Annotated in this window: 20 protein-coding genes and 1 pseudogene; 15 read left to right on the top strand and 6 right to left on the bottom strand. The window is 36.1% G+C overall.

Features of this window, described 5'->3' with window-relative positions:
• Positions 1 to 61: 61 nt before the first annotated feature.
• Positions 62 to 1,846 carry an excinuclease ABC subunit C gene (gene uvrC, locus EGX95_RS21325; RefSeq protein WP_000544272.1) on the top strand — a complete coding sequence of 595 codons (1,785 nt, stop codon included), beginning with the start codon at positions 62 to 64 and terminating at the stop codon, positions 1,844 to 1,846.
• Positions 1,847 to 1,959: 113 nt separating this feature from the next.
• Here the strand turns inward: uvrC and EGX95_RS21320 are convergent, their stop codons facing one another.
• Positions 1,960 to 2,409: a YslB family protein gene (locus tag EGX95_RS21320; RefSeq protein WP_000042220.1), complete on the bottom strand. Its 450-nt coding sequence runs from the start codon at positions 2,407 to 2,409 to the stop codon at positions 1,960 to 1,962.
• 300 nt (positions 2,410 to 2,709) lie between these two features.
• Between EGX95_RS21320 and sdhC the strand changes: the two genes are divergently transcribed.
• The 4 genes from sdhC (at position 2,710) to EGX95_RS21300 (ending at position 6,436) form a co-directional block, all read left to right on the top strand.
• Positions 2,710 to 3,336, top strand: a complete 627-nt coding sequence (gene sdhC, locus EGX95_RS21315) for a succinate dehydrogenase cytochrome B558 (protein ID WP_000678352.1) — start codon at positions 2,710 to 2,712, stop codon at positions 3,334 to 3,336.
• A 13-nt stretch (positions 3,337 to 3,349) separates the two neighbouring features.
• A complete protein-coding gene (gene sdhA / locus EGX95_RS21310) occupies positions 3,350 to 5,143 on the top strand; it encodes a succinate dehydrogenase flavoprotein subunit (protein ID WP_000676735.1) in 1,794 nt (597 codons plus the stop codon).
• Positions 5,136 to 5,897, top strand: a complete 762-nt coding sequence (gene sdhB, locus EGX95_RS21305) for a succinate dehydrogenase iron-sulfur subunit (protein ID WP_001291826.1) — start codon at positions 5,136 to 5,138, stop codon at positions 5,895 to 5,897. Before sdhA ends, sdhB begins: the two co-directional genes overlap by 8 nt.
• A gap of 92 nt (positions 5,898 to 5,989) precedes the next feature.
• Complete coding sequence (locus EGX95_RS21300; protein WP_000822740.1) at positions 5,990 to 6,436, top strand: acyl-CoA thioesterase; 447 nt, start codon at positions 5,990 to 5,992, stop codon at positions 6,434 to 6,436.
• Positions 6,437 to 6,472: 36 nt separating this feature from the next.
• Here the strand turns inward: EGX95_RS21300 and EGX95_RS21295 are convergent, their stop codons facing one another.
• Complete coding sequence (locus tag EGX95_RS21295; RefSeq protein ID WP_000720579.1) at positions 6,473 to 7,252, bottom strand: M15 family metallopeptidase; 780 nt, start codon at positions 7,250 to 7,252, stop codon at positions 6,473 to 6,475.
• Between the two features lie 265 nt (positions 7,253 to 7,517).
• Between EGX95_RS21295 and motA the strand changes: the two genes are divergently transcribed.
• Both motA and motB read left to right on the top strand, forming a co-directional pair.
• The gene (motA, locus tag EGX95_RS21290; RefSeq protein WP_000344867.1) at positions 7,518 to 8,312 is read left to right on the top strand and encodes a flagellar motor stator protein MotA; all 795 of its coding nucleotides are present in this window, start codon (positions 7,518 to 7,520) and stop codon (positions 8,310 to 8,312) included.
• Complete coding sequence (gene motB / locus EGX95_RS21285) at positions 8,302 to 9,087, top strand: flagellar motor protein MotB (protein WP_001256753.1); 786 nt, start codon at positions 8,302 to 8,304, stop codon at positions 9,085 to 9,087. Before motA ends, motB begins: the two co-directional genes overlap by 11 nt.
• Positions 9,088 to 9,113: 26 nt before the next feature.
• Here the strand turns inward: motB and EGX95_RS21280 are convergent, their stop codons facing one another.
• Positions 9,114 to 9,941, bottom strand: a complete 828-nt coding sequence (locus EGX95_RS21280) for a 5'-nucleotidase, lipoprotein e(P4) family (protein ID WP_000782776.1) — start codon at positions 9,939 to 9,941, stop codon at positions 9,114 to 9,116.
• A 344-nt stretch (positions 9,942 to 10,285) separates the two neighbouring features.
• On the opposite strand from EGX95_RS21280, the gene EGX95_RS21275 reads away from it, so the two are divergent.
• From EGX95_RS21275 to EGX95_RS21265, 3 genes are all read left to right on the top strand, one after another.
• A complete protein-coding gene (locus tag EGX95_RS21275; protein ID WP_000058122.1) occupies positions 10,286 to 11,170 on the top strand; it encodes an ABC transporter ATP-binding protein in 885 nt (294 codons plus the stop codon).
• Between the two features lie 2 nt (positions 11,171 to 11,172).
• Positions 11,173 to 12,396 (top strand): ABC transporter permease, encoded by a 1,224-nt coding sequence (locus tag EGX95_RS21270; RefSeq protein WP_001224962.1) that lies wholly within the window; start codon positions 11,173 to 11,175, stop codon positions 12,394 to 12,396.
• Positions 12,397 to 12,514: 118 nt separating this feature from the next.
• The gene (locus EGX95_RS21265; RefSeq protein ID WP_000512998.1) at positions 12,515 to 12,946 is read left to right on the top strand and encodes an Rrf2 family transcriptional regulator; all 432 of its coding nucleotides are present in this window, start codon (positions 12,515 to 12,517) and stop codon (positions 12,944 to 12,946) included.
• 59 nt (positions 12,947 to 13,005) lie between these two features.
• On the opposite strand, the gene EGX95_RS21260 is transcribed toward EGX95_RS21265, so the two are convergent.
• Positions 13,006 to 13,671 carry an MIP/aquaporin family protein gene (locus EGX95_RS21260; protein ID WP_000913198.1) on the bottom strand — a complete coding sequence of 222 codons (666 nt, stop codon included), beginning with the start codon at positions 13,669 to 13,671 and terminating at the stop codon, positions 13,006 to 13,008.
• A 143-nt stretch (positions 13,672 to 13,814) separates the two neighbouring features.
• Positions 13,815 to 14,780, bottom strand: a complete 966-nt coding sequence (locus EGX95_RS21255) for a DMT family transporter (RefSeq protein WP_001201652.1) — start codon at positions 14,778 to 14,780, stop codon at positions 13,815 to 13,817.
• A 100-nt stretch (positions 14,781 to 14,880) separates the two neighbouring features.
• Here EGX95_RS21255 and EGX95_RS21250 point away from each other — a divergent pair, with 100 nt between their 5' ends.
• Positions 14,881 to 15,453: a helix-turn-helix domain-containing protein gene (locus EGX95_RS21250; RefSeq protein WP_000658051.1), complete on the top strand. Its 573-nt coding sequence runs from the start codon at positions 14,881 to 14,883 to the stop codon at positions 15,451 to 15,453.
• A gap of 70 nt (positions 15,454 to 15,523) precedes the next feature.
• Here EGX95_RS21250 and EGX95_RS21245 read toward each other — a convergent pair whose 3' ends face one another.
• Positions 15,524 to 15,709, bottom strand: a complete 186-nt coding sequence (locus tag EGX95_RS21245) for a PspC domain-containing protein (protein WP_000044337.1) — start codon at positions 15,707 to 15,709, stop codon at positions 15,524 to 15,526.
• A gap of 180 nt (positions 15,710 to 15,889) precedes the next feature.
• Here EGX95_RS21245 and EGX95_RS21240 point away from each other — a divergent pair.
• The 4 genes and pseudogenes from EGX95_RS21240 (at position 15,890) to EGX95_RS21225 (ending at position 19,360) form a co-directional block, all read left to right on the top strand.
• A pseudogene (locus EGX95_RS21240) lies at positions 15,890 to 17,131 on the top strand (amidohydrolase family protein).
• Positions 17,132 to 17,228: 97 nt separating this feature from the next.
• On the top strand, positions 17,229 to 18,524 hold the full coding sequence (locus EGX95_RS21235) for a purine/pyrimidine permease (RefSeq protein ID WP_000792693.1): 1,296 nt from the start codon (positions 17,229 to 17,231) through the stop codon (positions 18,522 to 18,524).
• Between the two features lie 165 nt (positions 18,525 to 18,689).
• Positions 18,690 to 18,914 carry a spore germination transcription factor GerE gene (gene gerE, locus EGX95_RS21230; protein ID WP_000659484.1) on the top strand — a complete coding sequence of 75 codons (225 nt, stop codon included), beginning with the start codon at positions 18,690 to 18,692 and terminating at the stop codon, positions 18,912 to 18,914.
• A gap of 158 nt (positions 18,915 to 19,072) precedes the next feature.
• Positions 19,073 to 19,360, top strand: a complete 288-nt coding sequence (locus EGX95_RS21225) for a hypothetical protein (protein ID WP_000780754.1) — start codon at positions 19,073 to 19,075, stop codon at positions 19,358 to 19,360.
• Positions 19,361 to 19,460 lie beyond the last annotated feature (100 nt).

The following is a 19,460-nucleotide window of genomic DNA, read 5'->3' as shown; positions in this document are numbered from 1 at the left end:
GGCATAGTATGTTTTCATGTGAAAATAAAAATGCTAAGCATGTAGAAATGGAGGGTAACGAGTGCACGAACATTTAAAAGAAAAATTGGCCATTTTACCAGATCAACCTGGTTGTTATTTAATGAAAGATAAGCAAGGAACGGTTATATATGTCGGAAAGGCAAAAGTGCTTAAAAATCGTGTGCGCTCGTACTTTACTGGTTCGCATGATGGGAAAACACTTCGGTTAGTAGGAGAAATTGTAGATTTTGAATATATTGTAACCTCCTCAAATCTAGAGGCTCTCATTTTAGAGTTAAACTTAATAAAAAAACATGATCCAAAATATAATATTCAATTAAAAGATGATAAAACATATCCTTTTATTAAAATTACAGCTGAGAAACAGCCGCGATTACTCATTACGCGAAATGTAAAAAAGGATAAGGGAAAGTATTTTGGTCCTTATCCGAATGCACAATCAGCTCATGAAACGAAAAAACTGCTAGATCGTATGTACCCGCTTCGTAAGTGCTCAAATATGCCCGATAAAGTTTGTTTATATTATCATATGGGTCAATGTTTAGCACCTTGTGTGAAAGAAGTTACGGAAGAACAAAATAAAGAAATTGTAGATGAAATTATTAAGTTTTTAAATGGTGGACATAAAGAAGTTCGTTCAGAATTAGAAACAAAAATGTATGAAGCTTCAGAGAAACTAGAGTTTGAACGTGCAAAAGAGTTACGTGATCAAATTGCTCATATCGATGCGATTATGGAAAAGCAAAAGATGATTATGAGTGATTTAGTGGATCGTGATGTGTTTGGCTATGCAGTTGATAAAGGGTGGATGTGTGTTCAAGTTTTCTTCGTTCGAAAAGGAAAGCTAATTGAACGTGATGTTTCTATGTTTCCAATCTACGATGAACCAGAAGAGGGGTTCTTAACGTTTATCGGTCAATTTTATGAAAACAGCAGTCATTTTAAGCCGAAGGAAATTGTCGTTCCAGGAAGTATAGACTCTGAATTAGTAGAACGCTTTTTAGAAGTGGAAGCGACACAGCCGAAACGCGGTAAGAAAAAAGATCTTGTAGAACTGGCAAATAAAAATGCGAAGATTGCCTTGGAAGAGAAATTCTATTTAATTGAACGTGATGAAGAACGAACGATTAAAGCGGTAGAGAATTTAGGGAAGCAGCTTGGAATTGAAACGCCTTATCGTATTGAAGCGTTTGATAACTCAAATATTCAAGGGACAAATCCTGTTTCGGCAATGATTGCTTTTATTGATGGGAAACCAGCTAAGAAAGAATACAGGAAATATAAAATTAAAACAGTTCAAGGACCAGATGATTATGAGTCTATGAGAGAAGTTGTGAGACGCCGTTATACAAGGGCGCTGAAAGAGGGGTTACCTTTACCAGATTTAATCATTATTGATGGCGGAAAAGGTCATCTGGCGGCTGCAAGTGATGTTTTAGAAAATGAGCTCGGTTTATATATTCCGATGGCAGGTCTTGTAAAAGATGACAAACATAAAACATCTCATTTAATTATTGGAGATCCACCTGAACCTGTGATGCTTGAGAGAAATAGCCAAGAATTTTATTTATTGCAGCGCATTCAAGATGAAGTGCATCGATTTGCAATTACATTCCATCGTCAATTACACGGGAAATCTGTCATTCAATCGGCACTCGATGATATTCCTGGAATTGGAGATAAACGAAAAAAGATATTGTTAAAACATTTCGGATCGCTAAAAAAGATGAAAGAGGCTTCTGTAACAGAATTTGTCGAAGCGGGTATGCCGAAAAATGTCGCAGAGACGATTTATAGTTATTTAGCGGATAAGAAGACGTTGTAGTTTACAACGTCTTCTATTTTTTGGTATAATTTCTGAAGATTTAAAATAAATTCAAATGAATGAAAATGCAAAAAGTCAACTAAACTGATATGTCTAGTTGACTGTGGGTAATGCTACACTTCAATGAGGTCTTTTATATCCCATTTTACGAGAAATGTAATAGAGTCTGAACGTTTTTTCTTTTCTTCGTAGGACTCTGCAACGACGTTTCGTTGCTTTTGAATTTGTTCAGCGATGAACCCAGCTTCTAATTGATAAGAAGAATGTCTTTTTTGTTTTTGACGTTCAGCGATGAGTGTGCCTTTAAGTTGGAACTGCATTTCACGACGCTTATGTTCAATAATGCTTAAAGTGCCCCAGCCAGCTTTTTCAAAGAACTGAATGACTTCTTCAATTGTGTCTAGTGGATATTTTCTTGCAAGGTTTCTACCGGACCAGTATAAAATACCATCTAGATCGTTACCGATTAAATCAGGTAGTAATTCTTCACGTAGCAATTCGTAAGCGAAGGCGTTCAATGAAACATCTTCTAAAGATGTTGTATCGATTGTATTTTTACTCACAATATTCCCCTCTTTCTATAGGGATTATTATATAACATTTCTCATTTATAAAAACAGATTTTTCTTTGGGAAAATCTGAATATATAAGAAGAAAAAAAGAATTGGCAAATTATATGCAAATTATGTATACGTTTTCTTGACGCTTCGACAAAAATAGGAGTAAAATGAACTTGGTATCAAATTATGCTGAAATATTTCGAATAATTTTTTCAGTTTTTCTTATGCCAATAGTGAAAAAACATTATTGCCATAAACTAATCTGAAAACAGCAGTCAATCATTCAAGGGGGGTAATGGGGACATGAAAGGCCGCGAGTATACGTTTCGTAAGTGGCACTCATTAATGGGGGTCATCCCGGTTGGTGTCTTTTTGACGCAACATTTAATTGTAAACAACTTTGCAACACGAGGAGCAGAGGCTTTTAACAAAGCTGCAGGCTTTATGGAGCTCCTTCCATTCCGGTATGCGCTAGAAATTTTCATTATCTTTTTACCAATACTGTACCATGCTATATATGGCTTATATATTGCATTTACAGCTAAGAACAATGCGGTTTCTTACGGTTATTTCCGCAACTGGATGTTCGTCTTCCAAAGAATTTCAGGTATCGTTACACTGATTTTCATTTCTTGGCACGTCTGGGAAACTCGTATTCAAGCAGCGTTAGGTAAAGAGGTAAACTATGACATGATGGCAGATATTTTAAACAATCCAGCTATGTTTGCATTCTACTTAGTTGGTGTTGTTTCAACAATTTTCCACTTTGCAAATGGACTATGGACATTCTGCATCAGCTGGGGAATTACAGTATCTCCACGTTCACAAAGAATCTCTACTTATGTAACATTAGCTATTTTCTTAGGTCTATCTTATGTAGGTGTGAGTGCATTATTAGCGTTCATCGATCCACAGCTAGCAAACCAGTAAGGAGTGGGAGAGCATGAAAGGGAAACTTATAGTAGTCGGCGGTGGCTTGGCTGGCTTAATGGCAACGATTAAAGCGGCGGAAGCAGGAGTAAATGTTGAACTGTTCTCTTTAGTACCAGTAAAACGTTCGCATTCTGTATGTGCCCAAGGTGGAATTAACGGTGCCGTAAATACGAAAGGTGAAGGGGATTCTCCATGGATCCACTTTGACGATACAATTTATGGTGGGGACTTCTTAGCGAACCAACCACCAGTTAAAGCAATGTGTGAAGCAGCACCTGGTATCATTCATTTAATGGACCGTATGGGTGTTATGTTCAACCGTACGGAAGAAGGACTTCTTGATTTCCGTCGTTTTGGTGGAACTCAACATCACCGTACAGCATTTGCTGGTGCAACAACTGGACAGCAATTACTATACGCATTAGATGAGCAAGTACGTCGTCACGAAGTAGCAGGACTTGTAACGAAATATGAAGGTTGGGATTTCTTACGAGCTGTTATTGATGATGAAGGTGTGTGCCGAGGAATCGTTGCACAAGACTTACAAACTATGGAGATTAGAAGTTTCCGAGCTGATGCCGTGATTATGGCAACAGGGGGCCCTGGTATCATCTTCGGAAAATCAACAAACTCCATTATCAATACAGGTACAGCAGCTTCTGCTGTATATCAACAAGGCGCATATTATGCAAACGGTGAGTTCATTCAAATTCACCCAACGGCAATTCCTGGAGACGATAAATTACGTCTGATGAGTGAATCTGCACGTGGTGAAGGTGGACGTGTTTGGACATATAAAGATGGTAAACCATGGTATTTCTTAGAAGAAAAATATCCGGCTTACGGAAACCTTGTACCTCGTGATATCGCAACGCGTGAAATCTTTGATGTTTGCGTAGAGCAAAAACTAGGTATTAACGGTGAAAACATGGTGTACTTAGATCTTTCTCATAAAGATCCGAAAGAACTAGATATTAAACTTGGTGGAATTATTGAAATCTATGAGAAATTTACAGGTGATGATCCTCGTAAACTACCAATGAAAATCTTCCCAGCTGTTCACTATTCAATGGGCGGGCTATGGGTTGATTATAAGCAGATGACAAGCATTCCAGGTTTATTTGCAGCAGGTGAGTGTGATTATTCTATGCACGGTGGTAACCGTCTTGGCGCGAACTCACTATTATCAGCAATTTACGGTGGTATGGTAGCAGGACCAAATGCAATTGAATATATGAAAGGTCTTTCTAAATCATCAGATGCTGTTTCATCTACTGTGTATGAACAAAATGAATTAATCGAAACAGAGAAATTTAACAATATTTTAACGCTCGATGGTAACGAAAATGCGTATGTTCTTCATAAAGAGCTTGGAGAATGGATGACAGATAACGTTACAGTAGTTCGTGAAAATAAAAAATTATTAGAAACAGATGCAAAAATTGAAGAGTTAATGGCTCGCTACAAACGTATTAACATTAACGATACAGCGAGATGGAGCAACCAAGGTGCTTCATTTACACGCCAACTTGCAAATATGTTTGAATTAGCACGTGTTATTACAATTGGTGCATATAACCGTAATGAGAGCCGTGGGGCGCATTACAAACCTGAATTCCCAAATCGTGATGATGCAAACTTCTTAAAAACTACGATGGCGAAATTTGAAGGAGAAGGAAATGCACCGGCATTCCATTACGAAGACGTGGATATTTCATTAATTAAACCACGTAAACGTGATTATTCTTCAAAACACGATGTAGCTGCTAAGAGTGAAGAGAAGGGGGATAAACAACATGTCTGAGAAAACAATCCGCCTCATCATTACGAGACAAGACGGACCAGATGCGCAAGCGTTTGACCAAGAGTTTGAAATTCCGTATCGTCCGAATATGAATATTATTTCGGCGCTTATGGAAATTCGTCGTAATCCTGTTGATTCAAAAGGAAACAAAACAACTCCGATTGCATGGGATATGAACTGTTTAGAGGAAGTATGTGGTGCATGTTCGATGGTGATTAACGGAAAACCACGTCAATCATGTACAGCGCTTATCGATCAATTAGAACAACCAATTCGCTTAAAACCGATGAAGACATTCCCGGTTGTTCGTGACTTACAAGTTGACCGTAGTCGCATGTTTAATGCTCTAAAACGTGTTAAAGCTTGGATTCCAATTGATGGTACGTATGACTTAGGACCAGGACCAAGGATGCCAGAGAAGAAACGTCAATGGGCTTATGAGCTTTCAAAATGTATGACATGTGGTGTTTGCTTAGAATCATGTCCAAACGTAAATAGTAAATCGGACTTTATTGGACCAGCACCGTTATCACAAGCTCGTTTATTTAACTCACATCCAACGGGTGAAATGCATAAAGCAGATCGCTTACGTGCAATTATGGGTGATGGAGGACTTGCAAACTGTGGTAACTCTCAAAACTGTGTGCAATCATGTCCAAAGGGTATTCCATTAACAACTTCAATTGCGGCGTTAAACCGTGATACAACAATTCAATCGTTCAAAGATTTCTTTGGTAGCGACAATAACTATTAAAAAATATTGCCTCTTCATTTCGAAGGGGCAATATTTATAACTGTATTTTTCTGTTTATTCTGTTTATTTTAAAGCGAAAAGGAGAGGGAACAATGAAGAGGATTTCTTATATTGAAGACTTTGAGCAATGGGAAAGTGGTTTTTCGTTTTACAATCCTGTAAAGGTTCGTTTTGGTGAAGTAGATATGTTTGGACATGTAAATAATGTCGTTGCCTTCACCTATTTTGAAGAAGCGCGTATCGCATTGTTTAAAGAACTTGGATTTATGCAAGAATGGACGCATGAATCTTCAGAAACGATGATTGTTGTTGCGGATTTACAATGTAATTTTATTAAACAAATATATTTTGATGAACAGTTGAAGGTGTATGTAAAAGCGGGATCAGTTGGAAATTCTTCATTAGATTTGCATTATATGGTGAAGAATGCAGAAGGAGAGGTTTGTTTAGTTGGTCGTGGAATGATGGTCCAAGCGTCGAAAAAAACAGGAAGAGGCGAACCGTGGCCTGAAGAGTGGAAGAAAAAATTACTACAATAATAGAGTGAAAGAAAAATAAGAGAGCAACATGCTCTCTTATTTTTTGTCTTCCATCGCTTCTTCTAATGTTAAATGATGTTTATATATGTATGTAGCGTATGGATTTCCAACGTAGCGCAAATGCCACGGTTCATATGAGTATTCTGTTGTTTCTGTTTTATCTTCTAAATAACGAATGACAAAGCCAAATTCATGAGCATGTTTTGCAACCCATTTACCTTCGGCTGTCTCTCCAAAAATAGGCTCTAATTGGAATTTAGCAGATTTTGAACTAATATCCATTGCTAAACCAGTTTGATGTTCACTCGTACCAGGAATGGCGCTTACTGAATCTGCCTCAGCTTTTCCTTGACGTCTAACGTATGTATCATGTAATGATTTTTGGCGTTTGTATGAACGATAACCAGATACAGCTGTAAGTTCAAGTCCTTCTTTTTTTGCTGCTGCAAACATATTTTCAAGCGCATCTGCAGCATCTTTGCGTAGCAATGTTTTTTCTTTATCTTTTGGACTAGTAAATGGTACATTTGGTCTTGTTAAGTCTTCAGGTGTGTATCCATCTGGTAGTTTTCGATGTTTATTAACTAATACAAGGTTAGAATCTGGATTTGTTACAACGGAAAAATCATTGTCTAGCTTCTTGGCGTTATGATCAGCTTTTGGAAAAGCAGGAATCTCTTCTTTTTGGTGATTATTATGCTGTTGACTTTCGACAGCTTTCGCCTCATTTTGTAGTGGCGATTTAGAATCAAAGTAAGCGAAAGAAGTGATACCGATTACAATAGTAGCGGCAGAAATAAGGATTATTTTTTTCATGATGCCTTGTAATCACGATCCTTTCTTAATAAAATATGTATCGTTTTTTATTATAAGTCTAGTTTACTGAAAAAGAAATATAAGAGTCGTAACGTAATAGAAATGCAAAGAAAATGTCAGAAAATGTGTGGAATTGTAGTATTTTTTTATATAATTCATTTCTTATCTTTCATGAAATTCATTTTTTATGTAATATATATACATAAGAAGATGTAGCGATTATCGAGAATAAAGAACTTCTTGTATAGACTAGGAGTGAATGGGAATGGATTTTGCAACACTTATTGGAATCATTTTAGGAGTAGTGGCGGTAGTTGTAGGGATGGTCGTCAAGGGCGCTGACGTAATGGCCTTAGTTAATCCTGCCGCAGCATTAATTATTTTTGTAGGTACATTTGCTGCAGTATGTATCGCATTTCCGATGGATCAATTAAAAAAGATTCCAAAATTATTTAAAGTTCTTTTTGGTTCTAATAAAAAAGATTTAAGTTATGAACAGTTGCTAGAATTGTTTGTTCATTGGACATCTGAAAGTAGAAAATACGGTATTTTGTCTTTAGAGCAGCAATTAGACAAAATTCAAGATGAATTTCTTTTGCGTGGTATGAAGTTTGTGATTGATGGCGTATCTGCAGAAGATTTAGAACAGATTTTAGAAGCTGAATTAGAAGCAATTGAAGAAAGGCATGCAAAGGGGGCAGCAATTTTTTCTCAAGCTGGTACATATGCACCAACATTAGGGGTTTTAGGTGCTGTTATTGGTCTTGTAGCTGCACTTGGTAATTTAACTGATATTGAAAAGTTAGGTCACGCTATTTCGGGTGCATTTATTGCAACGATTTTTGGTATTTTCTCAGGTTATATACTATGGCATCCATTTGCAAATAAATTAAAGCAAAAATCTGCAGCTGAATTAGAGAAAAAACGTTTAATTATTGATTGTTTATTAATGTTACAAGAAGGTACATATCCGTTTATTATGAAGAACCGCATTTTAGGTGCACTTTCTGCAACTGAGCGCAAAAAGCTTGAAAAAGGGGCAGAAAAAAATGCGGAGTAAAAAAAATAGAAGAAGTAAAAAGAAAAAACACGAAGAACATATCGATGAAACTTGGCTAATCCCTTATTCTGATATGTTAACGTTGTTGTTTGCATTGTTCATCGTTTTATTCGCAATGAGCAGTATAGATGCTGCTAAGTTTAAACAGATGGCTGTTGCTTTTCGAAGTGAATTAGCTGGTGGAACAGGTAACAAAGAATTTTTAAGTGATCAGAAGCCAAATGATGAAAAGGAATTATCAGCAAGTAGTTTAGAGTCTGAGAAGATTAAAAAGAATGCTGAAGCTGAAGTAAAGCAACAAGAAATGAACGAATTAAAAGCGGTACAAAAAGGTATTGATAAGTATATTGAGGAAAATCGATTATCTTCTTCTTTTAAAACTGATTTAACAGAAAAGGGATTGAAGGTAACGATATTAGAAAATGTACTATTTGATTCTGGGAAAGCGGACGTAAAATTAGAATCGTTAAGTATTGCGAAAGAAATGTCTAATTTACTTGTTTCAGCATCACCTCGTGAAATCACAGTATCTGGACATACAGATAATGTTCCTATTGCAAATGCGCAATTTGCATCGAACTGGGAATTAAGTACGCAGCGGGCAGTTAATTTTATGCAAGTATTACTGCAAAATAAAGAATTACAACCAGGAAAATTTAGTGCAGTTGGTTACGGAGAATATCGGTCAATTGCTCCAAATGATACGCAAGAAGGAAAAGCGAAAAATAGACGTGTAGAAGTGTTTATTTTACCTTTAACGAGAAATATGCAATAAAAGAGGAGGGCACATGCCATCCTCTTTTATTTTGCATCAAATGATTTTAAGTTGTCATGGCGGATTTTATCTTTTTCTGCATCTGATTTTTTGAAATCATAATCATATAAAGCGCCTTCCCAATCACCATACATCGGATTAGGGAAAATAATAAATTTCTCACCAAATTGTGCTTTTGAATCTGCTACTGCTTGGTTTCGGTCCTTTACAGACTTTCCATCAAAACCAGTGAAGTCAGATAAGTTATCACCGAAGAATAAGACGATATCATGTGTTTGAGAAACGAGTTCACGTCGTTTTTCTTTTCCTTTTTCTTTCGGGTCTTGTAGTAATATATGTTCTTTTGTTGCTTGAGGAGCGCCTACACGCTCAAGATTTTTAATTGTTGCATCTAGTTGGTTCGTTTTACGATTTGAGATGTAGTAAATATCTACACCTTTAGACTCTGTATATTTTAAGAAATCAATTGCACCTGGAAGGGCCTCAGCTTCAGCCTTATTAATCCAATCATCCCATTTATACGGATAGCCTTTTCCTGTTTTTACGCTCATTGCTTGATGAGGACTGTTATCTAAAACAGTTTCATCTAAATCAAGTACGATAGCGGGTTTTTTCTCGGTTCCTTTTGCAAGAGCTGCATCAAGTTTCAATTGACCGATATTGTATCCTTGGTAGTACAGTGCTTTCGTTTCACCGGCTGTTTGATACCATAAATCAGCCATTAATTGCTGGTCTGTTAATTTTACTTTCTCTTCTTTCGCCACTGTTTTCTCTTGTGTTCCTGAACATGCTACAAGCGATGTAGATAGAACCGCTACAGATAATAAAGTGGTAATGCCCCTTTTCATCTTCATATGTACCCTCCTTGATGTTAGAAAACCAGTTAATATTATATATCGAAAAATAATATTTTTTGTATGAACATTTGCATATTGTCTTTTGTATATATAGTAGTATGTCCTATATTAGAAAGATGAGAAAAAATGATGGGAATTATTTTGACAAGTTTAATTGTCGAAATGACAATAATAATTGACAAATCATGTAATTTTATTTACAATTTTAACTAAATGAAACAAATGATGGATTAGAGAGATGCTACATAATAAGAGGATGGAGTGTAGTGCTATATTTTATCCTGAATAAACATAGTCTTTGAAAGAGAGTATGAATGATACTAAAGGGGAGGCTTTATACTTTGAGTTTACAAATTCAAAACTTAACGAAACAATTTGGGGAATCAAAAGCAGTTAACGGCTTGCAAATTTCGTTACCAAAAGGTGAAGTGTTAGGATTACTTGGACGAAATGGTGCAGGAAAAACAACGACAATCAAAATGCTTCTCGGATTATTAACGCCTAATGAAGGCTCTATTACATGGGATGGAAAACCATTTGGGACTAGTGGGGTAACGATAGGATACTTACCAGAAGAAAGAGGTTTATATACTAAAAGTAGAGTAATAGACCAGTTGCGATATTTTGGTAGATTAGAAGGAATGACGAAAAAAGAAGTAGATCTTGCTATTGATCACTGGTTAGATCGATTAGCAATACCAGAATATAAATTTAAAACAGCAGGAGAGCTTTCAAAAGGGAACCAGCAAAAAATTCAATTAATTGCTGCTCTTCTTCATAATCCAGAACTTCTCATTTTAGATGAGCCATTTAGCGGACTGGATCCAGTGAATGCTGGAATGTTAGCTAGCATTATTGAAGAACAAGTACAGAGCGGAAAGACAATTATTTTATCTAGTCATCGTATGGAACAAGTAGAGGCTTTTTGCCAACATGTATGTATTTTGAAAAAAGGCGAAGCAGTCGTAAAAGGCCAGTTAAGTGATATTAAAAAACAATATGGTTTTCGTAATTTAACGATTGAAGATACAGAAGAGAATGGGAAGGGATTAGAATCTATACATGTATCGTATGAAAAACAACAAGGCCTTCTTTATGTGCGAGTACAAGATGATGCAGAAGCTCTAAACATTTTACAACAATTACAAGAACAAGGTATTACCTTACGACAATTTAAAATGTTAGAGCCGACGTTAAACGAAATTTTTGTAGAGAGGGCGAAATAACGATGCGTAAATTTTCTCACGTATTTTCATTTTATTTTAGAGAAGCATTTTTATCTAAAAAATCATTAATTATGAGCGCAATTTTATTTTTAATTGTTTTTGGAATTTTTGCGTTCAATCATCTTACTTCAAATAATGATAAAAATAAGGATAAAGATAAAATTGCAGTTGTGTCAGAGAGTTCTACATATAAAATCCAAAAAGAAGAGTTAACTAAGTTATTACCATCAGCTAAATTAACAATTGGTTCAAAAGAAGATTTTAATAAACTACATAAACAAGTAGAAGAAGGCGAGTTAGACGGCTTGTTTCGTGTAACTGAAAAGAATGGAGTTCCAGAAATTACGTATATGTTTAATGGGTTCGCTAGTGAAACAACTTCTACAATTATAGGTAGTTATTTAAAGGGACAATATATGGCGGTAACTGTTGCTAAGCATAATGTTTCACCAGAAATTGCACAACAATTACAAACGGACATTTCCGTGAAACAAGAAGCAATAAAAGATCGTTCTGCCTCTGCCGGAATTGCATATTTCTTCATATTCGCTTTATATATGTTTATTGTTGCGTTCGGAAGCACAATTGCGATGAATATTGCTTCTGAAAAAGCTTCTCGCGTTATGGAAGTTATGATTCCGAAAGTAAAACCTCTTACGATGATGTATGCAAAAATTTTAGCGGTTGTTTCAACGGCGTTATTGCAACTTATCATATTAGCATGTGGTTATTTAGTTCCTTATTTACTAGGGTGGATAGATTTAGAAAATGGTTCATTATTTGGCGTAATTGATGTTACAAAGTTAGATGCAAAAATAATCGGTATGTTCTTAATTTATTTTGTTACAGGATATTTCCTGTATGCGATGATGTATGCAGCTGCTGGTGCGGTTGTTTCTAAGACTGAGGATTTGCAAGGTGTAATGCTACCGATTTCAATTTTAATAATTGCAGCATTCTTTATAAGTCTTAAATCATTAGGCGACCCAAATAGTACTATCGTTGTTATAAGCTCTTATGTTCCATTCTTTACCCCGATGGTTACATTCTCACGCTTTGTAGCTGGCGAAACTGGTATGTTAGAAATTATGATAACATTGGCGGGGCTTTTAGCGACAATCGGTATATTAAGTGCTGTTACAAGCCGCATTTACGTAAACGGCGTAATGAATTACTCAGATAAAGTGAAATTTAAAGATTTAGCGAAATTTATAAAGCGTCAATAATGAGAGAAAAGCATGATTTCCTATTGAAATCATGCTTTTTCTTTATGTATAAATTAAAAATAGTATATAATAATAAGAGTCGTCTTTTAATAGAATGAATAAAAAGGAGGGTGTGCAGATGGGGATTAGTAGTCGTTTTACAGTAGGTGTTCATATGCTGACATTACTTGCGATAGATCGAAACTCTCGCTGTACCTCTGAATGGATTGCCGGTAGTGTGAATACAAATCCAGTTGTGATTCGTCGCATTACAGGAATGTTGAAGAGAGCAGGACTTGTTGATGTACAAGCTGGTAAAGGTGGTACGACACTTGCTCGTGATTTAGAAGAAATTACATTACTTGATGTATATAAAGCAGTGGAAGTTGTAGAAGAAGGACAGCTATTTTCCTTCCATGAAAATCCCAACATTGAATGTCCAGTAGGAGCTAATATTCAATCAGTATTAGAAATTATTTTAATGCAAGCACAAGAAGCGATGGAAAATGTACTTGCAAATGTAACGGTAGATCAACTAGTTACAAATTTAAAGTCTAAAATGAAAGAGTAAAAAAGCGAGCATCCTCATAATGAGGGCTCGCCTTTTTTTATTCAGAAATATTGAAAATTCTATTTTTCAGTATTTAAAATGAATTTACCTACGATAGCTGCTACGATACCACCAAGAATTGGTGCGATGATGAATACCCATAGTTGAGAAAGGGCTTCTCCGCCAGCGAATAAAGCTGGGGCGATACTACGAGCTGGGTTAACAGAAGTTCCAGTTAACGGAATACCTAATAAGTGAACTAAAACTAATGTGAAACCAATTACTAATCCTGCTAGAGAAGAACTTCCTTTTTTACCTGTTACAGCAACGATCACTAAAATGAATACGAAAGTTAAAATAAATTCAACTAGAAATGCTCCAGATAAACCAAGAGTTCCAAAACCGTTTTGTCCTAAATTATCTAAAGGTGTTTTAGCAGATTTTAAAATTGTTACTAACGTTGCAGTTCCTAATAAACCACCTAAAATTTGAGCTAATACATAATAACAAAGTTCCATAGCGTTCATTCTTTTATTGATGAACATAGCTACTGATACTGCTGGGTTAATGTGACATCCAGAAATTGTTCCGATGCTATATGCCATAGCCACAATAGATAGACCGAAAGCCATGGCGATTCCTAATGTTCCAATTCCTTCAATTCCGCCGCCAATGACAGCTACTCCAGTTCCGAATAATACTAGTACAAATGTACCAATAAATTCAGCGATTGCTTTTTTTAACATAATTTACCTCCTATTGTTGCGCATGAACCGTATTATAACATAGGTTTTAGTATAAACCGTTAATGAAATACTATTCTGATAAGGCGCAATAGGGGGACAATAAAAAAGAGTATAGTTCTTTGTCACAGAACCATACTCTTTTTTTATGCTGTTTTTTTCTGTTTAACGACTGGAACAGAACGGTTTAAAATGCTATTTGCAACCATTCCTAACATAATAATAATCATTCCAAGTAGGGAAAGCCCCCCAGGAAATGAACCATTTAAGAAAACAATTTCGCCAAGCACGGTAAAGACCATCGTTCCAGCTTGCGTTGCTTCAACAGCTCCAAGTAGAGCGAGATTATCTTTGGCTAAGTCAGTAGCAAAGAAAAATGTCATTGTCGCTATAACGCCAGAACATAATGCTAACAAAAATCCTTGTAGCATTTGGCTTGATGTTGGAATACCAGTAGTAGAAAATCCGTATATACCAAGTAAAATTGTTATAGGAAGACTGCCTATTGCCATTCCTAATACACGTTGGAATGTATCAAGGCGCCCACCAACAAGTTCCATCATTTTTCGGTTACCGAACGGATATAAGAAAGCAGCTAACACGACAGGTAAAAACCCTGAAATAAACTGAGTTATTGTAATGTGACCTGCTGCAGTTGCTTGCATACAAATTACACCAAGTAAAATAAATAATGCAACGTATAAACTACGAAGTGGAATTTTTCCGCGTACAAGTTTCGTACCTGATTTCGTTTCTATTTTAACGAAAAATAATGGCGAGAGTAGTAAACCTGCTAATATAGTAACTTGCCAAGTTCCAGCAACGAGCCAAGCTGGAGAAAAGACAGCTGCAAAACTTAATAAAGAATAGAAACCAATACCAGCAACAGAACCCCACCCGATCCAAGCCAATGGATGTTTCTTTAATTCTTCCCATAACTCCCTTAAGTTTTTGCGAAATAAAACGATAAGGAATAAAATAGGGAGAGCAAATAAAAAACGGAAGGAAGCTGTCCAAGCCCAGCTCGTTCCAGATACATTCATCGCTCGATTTATAATAAAAGTTGCGGAAAAAAAGGCTGATGATAAAAGGCCTAATAAAATTGCGCGCATGAAGTATAGCACTCCTTTCGGAATTTAATGATTATGTATAGTATAATATACTTTATCTAGATAAAAGTAAACTATTTTATATTTTAAGGTGGTTTTATAGATGAAAGAACATGAAGATATGCAAACGAAAGAAGTCATTCAGCAAGTAGGTCAGTTATTAAGGCAAATTCGAAATGAACAAAAATTAAGTTTAGAAGAATTAGCTCAAAAAACAGGGGTTAGTAAATTAACATTAGGAAAGATTGAAAGAGGCGAAACGAATCCGACGTTAGCTGTCATTTGGAAAATAACGAAAGGGTTATCGATTCCTTTATCGAGATTGATGGTCGTTGGAGAACCTGTAGCGGTTGCGCGCTGCGGAGAAGGATTTGCAGTAGACGTAGGACAAGCATGGCATTTAGAAACAATGTTCCGTTATACGAAAGAAACGGGTATGGAAATGCATCGTGCTTGTTTAAGGTCGAATAGTATATATGAACCAGAAGCTCATCATGAAGGTGCTATTGAGCTTGTAACGGTAATGAAAGGGAAAGTATCGATTCAAGTAGAAAGCGATGTATACGAATTAAATGAGTTTGACTCGATTCAATTTGAAGCGAATAAGAAACATAGTTATAAGAATGAAGAAGATGAAGTGGCGGTATTACATTTAACGATGAAATATTCTTCATGAAAAAATTCCCTATAGAAAAATCTATAGGGGATTTTGTATACACTATGCTCAAATATACGAAAGAATGTTATTAGTAAGAGCGTGGCATAAGTAATAAACAAATAAAATAAACTAAAAACCCCGTCCCAAAACATAAAACTGCAATGACCCAAAGTATGCGAATGAGAGTAGAGCTAATATCAAAATATTCTCCTAAACCACCGCATATACCAAATAGCATTTTATCAGTTTCGGATTTACATAATCTTTTTGACATCTTCCAATACACTCCTTTTTATAGCAAACTCTATACTTTTATTCTATATGGAAATCTATGAGGAAACTATGAGGTTGTATTACATTTTTTTAGGGGACAGTCATATTAATTGTCTTAATTTTCAGTTGATATTAAAATTATAGTAAGACGTAACTTTTAATAAAGGGTGGGGAAATAGAGATGACAGCATATTGGTTGACTAATGTAACGCTTGAATCGGGGTATACATATGAAGAGGGAAGAATTTCAAAAACAGAAACAGAGTTATGTAGTTTACTTATTGAAGAGGGACGAATTAAAAACATCATAGCAGGGACTGTTCAAGAGGAAGGTTTACTCATTCTTGATGCCAATCGCTTATTAATTTTACCGGCTTTTGAAGAGATGCATATTCATATTGATAAAACCTATTATAGTGGCCCGTGGAAAGCTTGTATGCCAGCAGAAAGTATCTTTACACGTTTTAAAGAAGAAGAAAAGATTTTGCCAAAGCAACTAGCAACTGCTCAAGATAGAGCGGAAAATATGCTAGCGTTATTGCTTCGAAACGGTGCGACGAATATAAGAACGCATTGTAATGTTGATCCGATTATTGGACTTGGTAATTTGGAGGCGACGTTAGCGGCGTTGGAAACATATAAAGATCAGGTTTCTAGTAGAATCGTTGCGTTTCCGCAACATGGATTATTGCGCAGTAATTCTGTGCAACTCGTGAAAGATGCGATGCGTATGGGTGCGCAACTAGTTGGTGGAGTGGATCCAGCTACAGTGGATAATGATATTGAAAAATCATTACATACCATTATGGATATCGCGGTAGAATTTAATGCGGACGTTGATATTCATCTGCATGATGCGAACAATCTTGGAACGTTTACGATGAAAAGATTGGCAAGTTTAACAGAGGAAGCGGGATGGCAAGGGCGCGTAACAGTTAGTCATGCGCTTTGACTTGGTGGTGTTACGGATAAAGAAGCTGAAGAAGTGGCAGAAAGACTAGCTGCTTTAAACATTGATATTACTTCAACGGTTCCAATTGGGAAACAAGTAATTCCAATTCCGTTATTAGATAAAAAAGGTGTGAAAGTTTCATTAGGAAACGATAGTATTACAGATCATTGGTCACCGTTTGGAACGGGTGATATGCTGCAAAAGGCAAATCGATTAGCGGAACGTTTCGGATGGAGTGATGAAAGGTCTTTAGGAAAGGCACTTCGCTTTATTACGGGAGGAAAAGAAACGTTAAACGATGATGGGAAGCGAGTTTGGCCGAATGTAGGAGATGAAGCGAGTTTTGTTTTGACGAATGCAACATGTGTCGCTGAAGCGGTAGCGCGTCAAACAGAGAAGCGTTTAGTCGTGCATAAAGGAAATATTGTTGTTGGAAGTTTAAATGAGGTGGAATTAAATAATCTTGTGTAAAGGAATCGTTTAAATGTTTTGGAAGGGTTCTAATTGTGTGTGTAGAACCCTTCTTTTTTATGCTTACAATATATTTTTTATAAGGAAGCTAGAAGGGATGAAAAATTTGGACAATCAACATAACCAAAATCATATTATGGGAACTTTGCAATGGTTTATATTTTTATTAGCGAATTCAATCGCATTACCAATTGTCGTTGGCGGATTATTTCATCTTACGACGGAGGAAATATTTTATTTAATGCAGCGTACATTTTTTGTAGTTGGTATATCTTCTTTTTTACAAGGGTGGCTTGGACATAGACTACCAATTGCAGATGGACCAGCTGGATCTTGGGTTGGAGTATTTACTGTACTTGCTTACGCAACGGCCGGACAAGATCAATTACACAGTACATTGCAAATTTTAGAATTAGGAATGATTATTTCTGGTGTTATTTTAATAGGACTAGGAGTAACTGGTTTCATCGGACGTATTTTATTTTTATTTACGCCACTTGTGACAGGGACGTTTTTACTTTTATTATGTTTACAATTAAGCGGTGTATTTTTAAAGGGAATGCTAGGAATTACTGCTACTGCTTCGCAAATCGATGGATTTACAGCGATAATCGCGTTTAGTATATTTTTGTTCGTTGTTATACTATCTAATTTTGGAAAAGGTTTTGTCAAAAGTTATGCGGTTTTAATAGGATTAATTAGTGGGTGGATTCTTTTTCTCATTGCAGGAAAAGTGACGATTCCATCTCAAGTAACTCATTTTGTGCAACTTCCGCAAATATTTGCTTGGGGACTTCCAAAATGGAATACAGGTATGGCAGTATCAAGTTTCGTTATGGTATGTATTTTAGTTTCAAATACAGTGGCAGCTATTATAGCCATTAATCAAGCTACCATTCAAAAAGCGACTATTGAACAGAAACAGTTAAAGGATGGCACGTGGGTTGGAGGGATTTCACACATCATTTCTTCCATATTTTCAACTGTAGGTGTCGTGCCGTTACCGGCAACGGCAGGATTTATACGTTTAACGAAACAAAAATATATACGTTCGTTCTTATTAGCATGTATGTTACTAGTCGTAATGTCGCTGTTTCCAAGTATTATTCGTTATTTAGCATCTTTACCACCCGCTGTCGCATCTGCGGTTTTAATGGCTTCTTTCGTACAGTTAATTGGAATTGGGTTAAATAATATAAAACAAGTGGAGCTTAATGAAAGGAATGTAACAATTTTAGGCGTTGCAGTATTATTTGGTAGCGGCGTTATGTTTTTACCGTCTGGGGCGCTCCAGTCCTTGCCGTCTGTCATACAATATATATTTGGAAATGGTTTGTTCGTAGGTACAGTTGTCAGCATATTACTAGAACAAATATGGCGTACCGAAAAGTAAGTGGATACAAAGAGTGAACGCACTGTATAAAAGTCTAAAATAACATGTGAAATAAAGCCCATTTTCATTCACCACCCGCACATTTCGTTCATACAATATCTTGACTAAATAAACACCCAACTTACACATACACAGCTCTGGCTTAAGCAAGGAGGGTTATACCAGTTGAAGGAAAAAGCGTATCAATCTAAACCTTTACTCACAAAGAGAGAGAGAGAAGTATTTGAATTACTGGTTCAAGATAAAACAACGAAGGAAATTGCAGGTGAACTTTTTATCAGTGAAAAGACAGTTCGCAACCACATCTCAAACGCAATGCAAAAGCTAGGGGTTAAAGGACGTTCACAAGCAGTTGTTGAGCTTCTTCGTATGGGAGAGCTCGAGTTATAAAAAGAAAGCCGACTTTTATAAGAGAGTCGGCTATTTTTCTGTTTATATTTTGAACTTAAAAAAGGTATCTCAGACTGTGAGGGAGAAGATGTGTTAAAAATAACCATTTTAACATATGATGAGGTGTCCTTGTCATTCATGGATAAGAAGGTGCAAATATGAAGTTGTATTTTAAGGATATGGAGATAGGTGAAATTAAAGATGTTTTTGGAGACATGCCATGGATGTATGGAACAATTCGTTTATTCGAGAATAGTAAGCCTTTCCAAAAATATTTTCGTGAGATGGTAGACGAAGATAGTATATTTGATTTTGAAAGCATAGACCCTGAATTTTTATATGAAGAAAATTGGTCTATTTTTGATGAGGATGCTCAGCGGTATTTAGGGATTGATATACCTGCTATTCATATGGAGGATACAACAATTGCGTGGCGTTGGAGATAAAAGCTATACAGTTGTGAACATCTTCGTATGAAAGAATTCAAACGATAACAATAAGCTCACTTTTTACAAAAGGTCAGCTTATTGTTATCGTTTTTTCGCT

The organism is Bacillus sp. FDAARGOS_527, from assembly GCF_003812125.1.
In the GTDB taxonomy this organism is placed as follows: domain Bacteria; phylum Bacillota; class Bacilli; order Bacillales; family Bacillaceae_G; genus Bacillus_A; species Bacillus_A paranthracis.
Note: the sequence above shows the minus strand (reverse complement) of the source record. Positions and strands in the feature narration are given on the sequence as shown.

What these genes read in the sequence shown, in the direction of transcription:
- EGX95_RS21280 (WP_000782776.1), bottom strand. Translation starts at nt 9,941, where the DNA reads ATGAAGATGAAAAGGGGCATTACCACTTTATTATCTGTAGCGGTTCTA.
- sdhB (WP_001291826.1), top strand. Translation starts at nt 5,136, where the DNA reads ATGTCTGAGAAAACAATCCGCCTCATCATTACGAGACAAGACGGACCA.
- EGX95_RS21265 (WP_000512998.1), top strand. Translation starts at nt 12,515, where the DNA reads ATGGGGATTAGTAGTCGTTTTACAGTAGGTGTTCATATGCTGACATTA.
- EGX95_RS21235 (WP_000792693.1), top strand. Translation starts at nt 17,229, where the DNA reads ATGAAAAATTTGGACAATCAACATAACCAAAATCATATTATGGGAACT.
- motB (WP_001256753.1), top strand. Translation starts at nt 8,302, where the DNA reads ATGCGGAGTAAAAAAAATAGAAGAAGTAAAAAGAAAAAACACGAAGAA.
- EGX95_RS21225 (WP_000780754.1), top strand. Translation starts at nt 19,073, where the DNA reads ATGAAGTTGTATTTTAAGGATATGGAGATAGGTGAAATTAAAGATGTT.
- EGX95_RS21245 (WP_000044337.1), bottom strand. Translation starts at nt 15,709, where the DNA reads ATGTCAAAAAGATTATGTAAATCCGAAACTGATAAAATGCTATTTGGT.
- sdhA (WP_000676735.1), top strand. Translation starts at nt 3,350, where the DNA reads ATGAAAGGGAAACTTATAGTAGTCGGCGGTGGCTTGGCTGGCTTAATG.
- EGX95_RS21300 (WP_000822740.1), top strand. Translation starts at nt 5,990, where the DNA reads ATGAAGAGGATTTCTTATATTGAAGACTTTGAGCAATGGGAAAGTGGT.
- EGX95_RS21295 (WP_000720579.1), bottom strand. Translation starts at nt 7,252, where the DNA reads ATGAAAAAAATAATCCTTATTTCTGCCGCTACTATTGTAATCGGTATC.
- EGX95_RS21250 (WP_000658051.1), top strand. Translation starts at nt 14,881, where the DNA reads ATGAAAGAACATGAAGATATGCAAACGAAAGAAGTCATTCAGCAAGTA.
- EGX95_RS21260 (WP_000913198.1), bottom strand. Translation starts at nt 13,671, where the DNA reads ATGTTAAAAAAAGCAATCGCTGAATTTATTGGTACATTTGTACTAGTA.
- motA (WP_000344867.1), top strand. Translation starts at nt 7,518, where the DNA reads ATGGATTTTGCAACACTTATTGGAATCATTTTAGGAGTAGTGGCGGTA.
- EGX95_RS21270 (WP_001224962.1), top strand. Translation starts at nt 11,173, where the DNA reads ATGCGTAAATTTTCTCACGTATTTTCATTTTATTTTAGAGAAGCATTT.
- sdhC (WP_000678352.1), top strand. Translation starts at nt 2,710, where the DNA reads ATGAAAGGCCGCGAGTATACGTTTCGTAAGTGGCACTCATTAATGGGG.
- EGX95_RS21255 (WP_001201652.1), bottom strand. Translation starts at nt 14,780, where the DNA reads ATGCGCGCAATTTTATTAGGCCTTTTATCATCAGCCTTTTTTTCCGCA.